Source organism: Frankia sp. CeTa3Moorea (assembly GCF_978021225.1).
On sequence record NZ_CDXDOR010000212.1, the window covers coordinates 1 to 6,123 of the forward strand.

Sequence of the window (6,123 nt, forward strand, 5' to 3'; positions counted from 1 at the left end):
GTATAAGAGACAGCCCCGGCGCCGGTGCGGGGACACCGGGCGGCTCGAGCGCCGGCGCCGGTGCGGTCGTTGGCTTGGAGGCGCCCGCCCGCCCCGGTCCGCGGGCGGGGACATGCCGGCGACGAAGGACGGCCTCGGTAGACAGAGCGACCTCGCGATCGGCGGGATCGACGGGCGACCCACGCGGGACGGTGCCCCGAAAGTCGGAGCGGGCGGTGTTCTACGACGTGTCGGAGTCTAGCCGCCGCGGCGCTGCGTACGCGCGTCGACCGCGCCCGGACCCCCGCCGCCGCCCTGCGTCCTCTCTCACAACCGCGCCACGCGGCCCCCCGGGCGGCGGCGACCGACATGTACTGGCGTGGGGCATCGGACAGCGACGGTGGGTATGGCGCATGGACGGCGGGCATCGGGCATGAACCACAGGGACCGGGATTCCACTCGTCGTGCGCGTTGTTCTCCCAACCGCCACCCGACTGTCACGGGGATCCGCAGACTGGAAACAGGCTGGGATGGAGCCGGCCCCAGAGGGTAGTGCCCTGAAGGGGTGCGCCCATCGGAGGACAGCTTGGAGACCTTGGAGACATGGTGAGGACGCCACCGCCCGCGGAGAGGAAGTCAGCCCGATGAGCAATCCCCTGTCCGAGCTCTCAGCCGCCGGAGTGGCGGTCTGGCTGGACGACATCAGCCGGGACCGCCTACGCACCGGCAACCTCGCCCACCTGGTCGAGAACCGCGGCGTCGTCGGCGTGACGAGCAACCCGACCATCTTCCAGAAAGCGATCAGTTCGAGCGACCTGTACGACGAGCAGCTGCACGACCTGGCGATCCGCGGCGTGGACGTCGGCGAGGCCGTCCGGGCCATCACGGCCGCCGACGTGCGCGACGCCTGCGACGTGCTGCGCGGCGTCTACGACGCCAGCGGCGGCGTCGACGGCCGGGTGTCCCTGGAGGTCGATCCCCGGCTCGCCCACGAGGCCGAGCGCACGCTCGCCGAGGCGCGTGCCCTGTGGTGGCTGGTCGACCGGCCCAATCTGTTCATCAAGATTCCCGCCACCCGGGCCGGCCTCTCGGCGATCACCGAGACGCTCGCCCAGGGCATCAGCGTGAACGTGACGCTGATCTTCGGACTCGACCGGTACGACGCCGTGATCGACGCGTTCATGACCGGTCTGGAGAAGGCCCTGGCCGCGGGGCGCGACATCACCGACCTGGCCTCGGTCGCGTCGTTCTTCGTCAGCCGGGTGGACACCGAGGTCGACCAGCGGCTGGAGAAGATCGGCACCTCGGAGGCGAAGGCGCTGCGCGGCCGGGCCGCCGTCGCCAACGCCCGGCTGGCCTTCGAGCGGTACGAGAAGGCGTTCGCCACCCCCCGCTGGGCGGCCCTGGCCGCGGCCGGCGCGAAGCCCCAACGCCCGTTGTGGGCGTCGACGTCCACCAAGGACCCGTCCCTGCCGGACACGATCTACGTCACCGAGCTGATCGCGCCCGGAACCGTCAACACGATGCCGGAGGCGACCCTGGAGGCGTTCGCCGACCACGGGTCGGTGACGGGTGAGACGATCCGCCCCCGCTACGAGGAGGCCCACGAGGTGTTCGCCCAGCTCACGGCCGTCGGAATTGATCTCGACGACGTGATCGAGACCCTGGAGAGCCAGGGCGTACAGAAGTTCGAGGACTCGTGGACCCAGCTGTTGGACACCATCGCGGCGCACCTGGGCTCACCCGGTTCGTCCGCGTAAGGCCTGGCGACGGCCGTGGCCGTGGCGATCGCCACGGCCGTCGCCACGGCCGTCGCCACGGCCGTGATGATCGTCTCAGCGTCGTTCATGGACACCCGACGGTCCCCGGTGAAACAACCTCGGAGAGACCACAAGCAGAACGAAGGGGGAACGGGTGGCGCCCACGGTGAGTACCAACCCGCTGCGGGACCCACGTGACCGCAGACTGCCGCGCCTGCCGGACGCGAGCGCCCTGGTGGTGTTCGGCGCTACCGGCGACCTGGCCCGCAAGAAGCTGATCCCCGCCGTCTACGACCTGGCCCACCGCGGCCTGCTGCCGCCGGGTTTCGTCCTGCTCGGGTTCGCCCGCCGGGACTGGCCCGACGAGGACTTCGCCGAGTTCGCCCGGCAGGCCGCCGAGAAGGGCGCCCGCACCCCCTTCCGTGCAGAGGTCTGGGACCGGCTGGCGGGCTCCGTGCGGTTCCTGCCGGGGTCCTTCGACGACGACGCCGCGTTCGACCGGCTCGCCCGCACGCTGGAGAGCCTGGAGCACTCCCACGGTATCCGTGGCAACGCGGCGTTCTACCTGTCGATCCCGCCGTCGGCCTTCCCGGTCGTGCTCAAGCAGATGCAGCGCACCGGGCTCTCCTCGGCCGCGGGTTCGGGCGGCTGGCGCCGGGTCGTCGTCGAGAAACCGTTTGGTCACGACCTGGAGTCGGCCCGGCAGCTCAACGCGCTCGTCGACGACGTCTTCACCCCGTCCGGGGTGTTCCGCATCGACCACTACCTGGGCAAGGAGACGGTCCAGAACCTCTTCGCGCTGCGCTTCGCCAACACGCTGTTCGAACCGATCTGGAACTCCCAGTTCGTCGACTCGGTGCAGATCACCATGGCCGAGGACGTCGGGATCGGCACCCGGGCCGGCTTCTACGACGGGACGGGCGCCGCCCGGGACGTGCTCCAGAACCACCTGTTGCAGCTGCTCGCCCTGACCGCGATGGAGGAGCCGGTCAGCTTCGGCGCGGAGACCATCCGCACCGAGAAGCTGAAGGTGCTCCGCGCGGTGTCGCTGCCCACGGACCTCACCCGCTACGCGGTACGGGGGCAGTACGAGCAGGGCTGGCTCGCCGGGGAGCGGGTCCCGGGCTACCTCGACGAACAGGACATCCCCGCGCAGTCGCGGACGGAGACCTTCTCGGCGGTGCGCCTCGGCATCGAGACGCGCCGGTGGGCCGGGGTGCCGTTCTACCTGCGGACCGGCAAGCGGCTGCCACGGCGGGTCACCGAGATCGCCATCTTCTTCAAGAAGGCGCCGCACCTGCCGTTCGACGAGACCGCCACTACCGAGCTCGGCAACAACCAACTGGTCATCCGGGTGCAGCCCGACGAGGGGGTCACGCTCAAGTTCGGCTCCAAGGTCCCCGGCTCGGCGATGGAGGTCCGGGACGTCGCGATGGACTTCCTGTTCGGTGAGGCGTTCACCGAGGCGCTGCCGGAGGCCTACGAACGGCTGATCCTCGACGTGCTGCTCGGCGACGCGACGCTGTTCCCGAACAACGCGGAGGTCGAGGAGTCCTGGCGGATCGTCGATCCGCTGGAGCGGCACTGGGCGGGCATCACCCCGCACCGCTACCGGGCCGGCACCTGGGGCCCGGCGGCCGCCGACGAGATGCTCGCCCACGACGGTCGCCGGTGGCGGCGGCCATGACCATGGATTAGGAGCCCCTCGTGACCACATTGTGGGACACCACCGGTTCTGAGGTGGTCAAGGCCCTCGCCGCCGAACGACGGGCGGCCGGAGCCCTGGCCTTCGGCTTGGCGCTGACCCTCGTCGTCGTCGTCGACGAAAAGCACGTCAGCGCCGCCGAGGGCGCGGCGACGCTGGCGGCCTCCGCCCATCCGTGCCGGCTACTGATCGTCGTCCGCCGGCAGGTCGACGTGCCGCATCCCCGGCTCGACGCCGAGGTCTCGATCGGCGGTCGGCTCGGCCCGGGCGAAGCGGTCGTGATGCGGATGTCCGGCCGGTTGGCGCTGCACGCGGAATCGGTCGTGCTTCCCCTGCTCGCACCGGACGCCCCGGTGGTCACCTGGTGGCACGACGAGCCGCCGACCCGGATCGCCTACGACCCGCTCGGCGTGTTCGCCGACCGGCGGGTCACCGACGTCACCGCCAGCCCGGACCCGCTGTCGGCGCTGTTCCAGCGGGCCGCGGACTTCGCCCCCGGCGACACGGACCTGTCCTGGACCAGGCTGTCGCCCTGGCGCACCCTGCTCGCCGCCGCCTTCGACGCGGTGGTCAGCGAGCGGCCGGACTCAGCCGTCATCACCGCCGGCCGGGCCGATCCGAGCGCCCAGCTGTTCGCCGGCTGGCTCCAGAACAGGCTCGCCGTCCCGGTGACGGTCGACGAGACGGGTGGCCGGCCCGGTATCACGGCGGTCGCCGTCGCCCTCGACGGGGACCGGCTAGCCGTCTCCCGCACCGACTCCCGGTCGGCGATGATCTCCCGCACCGGGTACCCGGACCGGGTACTGCCCCTGTCCGACCGGGGCGTCGGGGACCTGCTCGCCGAGGAGCTGCGCCGGCTCGACGACGACGCCGTCTACGCCGAGGCCCTGGGTACCTGGAGCGGCCTGCCGAACCTGACCAGGCGCTCGCCGCACCGAGAGCACATCTGGCGGGACCCGATGGACCAGACCGTGGGCGCCACGGACGCCTTGGCCGCCGGCACCGTGACGTCGAGCGCCGTGACCCCGGGCACCGCGGCCCCGGGCACCGCCCCGACGAGTGCCCCGAACAACGAACGGGCGGTGGGTGGCGCATGACGGCCGAGCCGGAGCTCGTCCTCCATCGTGACGCCGGGGTGCTGGCCAGGGCCGCCGCGGCCCGTCTGATCACCCGGCTGGTGGACGCCCAGACGGCCCGCGGGGAGGCCTCACTCGTCCTGACCGGCGGTGGCATCGGCATCGCCCTGCTGCGGGCGGTGCGATCGAACCCGGCTCTCGACGCGGTGGACTGGAGCAAGGTCGACATCTGGTGGGGCGACGAGCGGTTCGTCGCGGCCGGCTCGCCCGACCGCAACGAGCGGCAGGCGCGGGAGGCGCTGCTCGATCACATCCCGGCGGATCCCAAACGGATCTTCCCAATGGGCCATCTGGCGGCCCCGACCGCGGGCGGTGACGTCGAGGGACGAGCCGCGGCCTCCGGCTATGCCGACCCGGAGTCCGCCGCGGTGGAGTACGCCGCGCTGCTGGCCACCCGTGCCGTCACCGGAGCGGCGGTGCCGAGCTTCGACGTGGTGCTCCTCGGGCTCGGCCCGGAGGGCCATGTCGCCTCGCTGTTCCCGGGCTCCCCCGCGGTCGTCGCGACCGAGCCGGTGGTGGCCGTGCATGACTGCCCCAAGCCACCGCCGGAACGCGTCACACTGACCCTGCCGGCCATCCAGTCCGCCCACGAGGTCTGGGTGATCGTCGCCGGGGAGGAGAAGGCCGATGCGGTCGCGGCGTCGTTCTCCGGAGCGGGACCGATCACGATCCCGGCGACGGGAGCCGTCGGCCGCGACCGCAGCCTGTGGCTCGCCGACCGGGCCGCCGCCTCCCGGCTGCCCGGCTGGCAGTGACGCGGTCCGCGGACGACCTGTCCCGTAGACCTGTCCCGTAGACCTGTCCCGTGGGCCCGGTACGCGTGCCGGGCCCACGGGACGGCACCGGCGGATCAGGTCAGGATCTTGTCAGGTCAAGATCTTGGTCTTGCCCCGCTCGAACTCGGCCTCGCTGATGATCCCCCGGTCGCGCAGGTGCGCGAGCTTGCCAAGTTCGTCGGCGTCGCTCGTCGTCCTGGCGGCCTCCTGGAGGTAGGCGCGCCAGGCCTGTTCATCGCGCTGCGCTGCGGCGCGGCTGCGCTCGTGTATACTTCCACCCCGCACGATCAGGTAGGCGATCACGCCGAGCCAGGGCAGCACCACGATCGCGACCGTCCAGGCGGCCTTCGCCCATCCGGACAGATCCTGGCTGCGGAACACGTCCATGATCACGAAAAACAGCAACCACAGCCACAGGATGAAAGCAAAAAACCACAGCATATAGAGGAAGACGCTGAGCAGCGGAAAATCGGGATCCACGGAGTACCTCCTGTCCACGCCGTGGTCGGGCGGTGGCCTGGGCGGGCCACGGTCGTCCCGGCGTCCTGGGGCCCCGGTTCCGGCCCGGACCCGGTTTCTGACCCGGTCCGTTCATACCCGCGCCGGGCCGTCCCGCCGTCGCGCCACCTCACCCGCCGGGGGTGGACCGCCCAGCGCACTCACCCGCTCACCCGACAGCCCGCTCACCCGGCAGCCCGCTCACCCGGCGGTCCGGCCAGCCGGCAGCCCCGGTCAGCCTGGGGGCGCGGGGGACGATGGGGACACGG

Annotated in this window: 5 protein-coding genes; 4 read left to right on the top strand and 1 reads right to left on the bottom strand. The window is 71.8% G+C overall.

From position 1 onward, the window contains the following. Positions 1–623 precede the first annotated feature (623 nt). From tal to pgl, 4 genes are all read left to right on the top strand, one after another. Positions 624–1,739 carry a transaldolase gene (gene tal, locus AC08OV_RS22695; RefSeq protein ID WP_476615545.1) on the top strand — a complete coding sequence of 372 codons (1,116 nt, stop codon included), beginning with the start codon at positions 624–626 and terminating at the stop codon, positions 1,737–1,739. A 154-nt stretch (positions 1,740–1,893) separates the two neighbouring features. Next, positions 1,894–3,426 (top strand): glucose-6-phosphate dehydrogenase, encoded by a 1,533-nt coding sequence (gene zwf / locus AC08OV_RS22700; protein WP_476615546.1) that lies wholly within the window; start codon positions 1,894–1,896, stop codon positions 3,424–3,426. Positions 3,427–3,446: 20 nt separating this feature from the next. Then, complete coding sequence (locus tag AC08OV_RS22705; protein ID WP_476615547.1) at positions 3,447–4,541, top strand: glucose-6-phosphate dehydrogenase assembly protein OpcA; 1,095 nt, start codon at positions 3,447–3,449, stop codon at positions 4,539–4,541. Further along, a complete protein-coding gene (gene pgl / locus AC08OV_RS22710) occupies positions 4,538–5,335 on the top strand; it encodes a 6-phosphogluconolactonase (RefSeq protein WP_476615548.1) in 798 nt (265 codons plus the stop codon). The genes AC08OV_RS22705 and pgl overlap by 4 nt, the downstream gene beginning before the upstream one ends. Before the next feature lie 111 nt (positions 5,336–5,446). On the opposite strand, the gene AC08OV_RS22715 is transcribed toward pgl, so the two are convergent. Continuing rightward, positions 5,447–5,836, bottom strand: coding sequence for an SHOCT domain-containing protein (locus tag AC08OV_RS22715; protein ID WP_476615549.1), 390 nt, complete (start codon positions 5,834–5,836; stop codon positions 5,447–5,449). Positions 5,837–6,123: the final 287 nt, after the last annotated feature.

What these genes read in the sequence shown, in the direction of transcription:
- tal (WP_476615545.1), top strand. Translation starts at nt 624, where the DNA reads ATGAGCAATCCCCTGTCCGAGCTCTCAGCCGCCGGAGTGGCGGTCTGG.
- pgl (WP_476615548.1), top strand. Translation starts at nt 4,538, where the DNA reads ATGACGGCCGAGCCGGAGCTCGTCCTCCATCGTGACGCCGGGGTGCTG.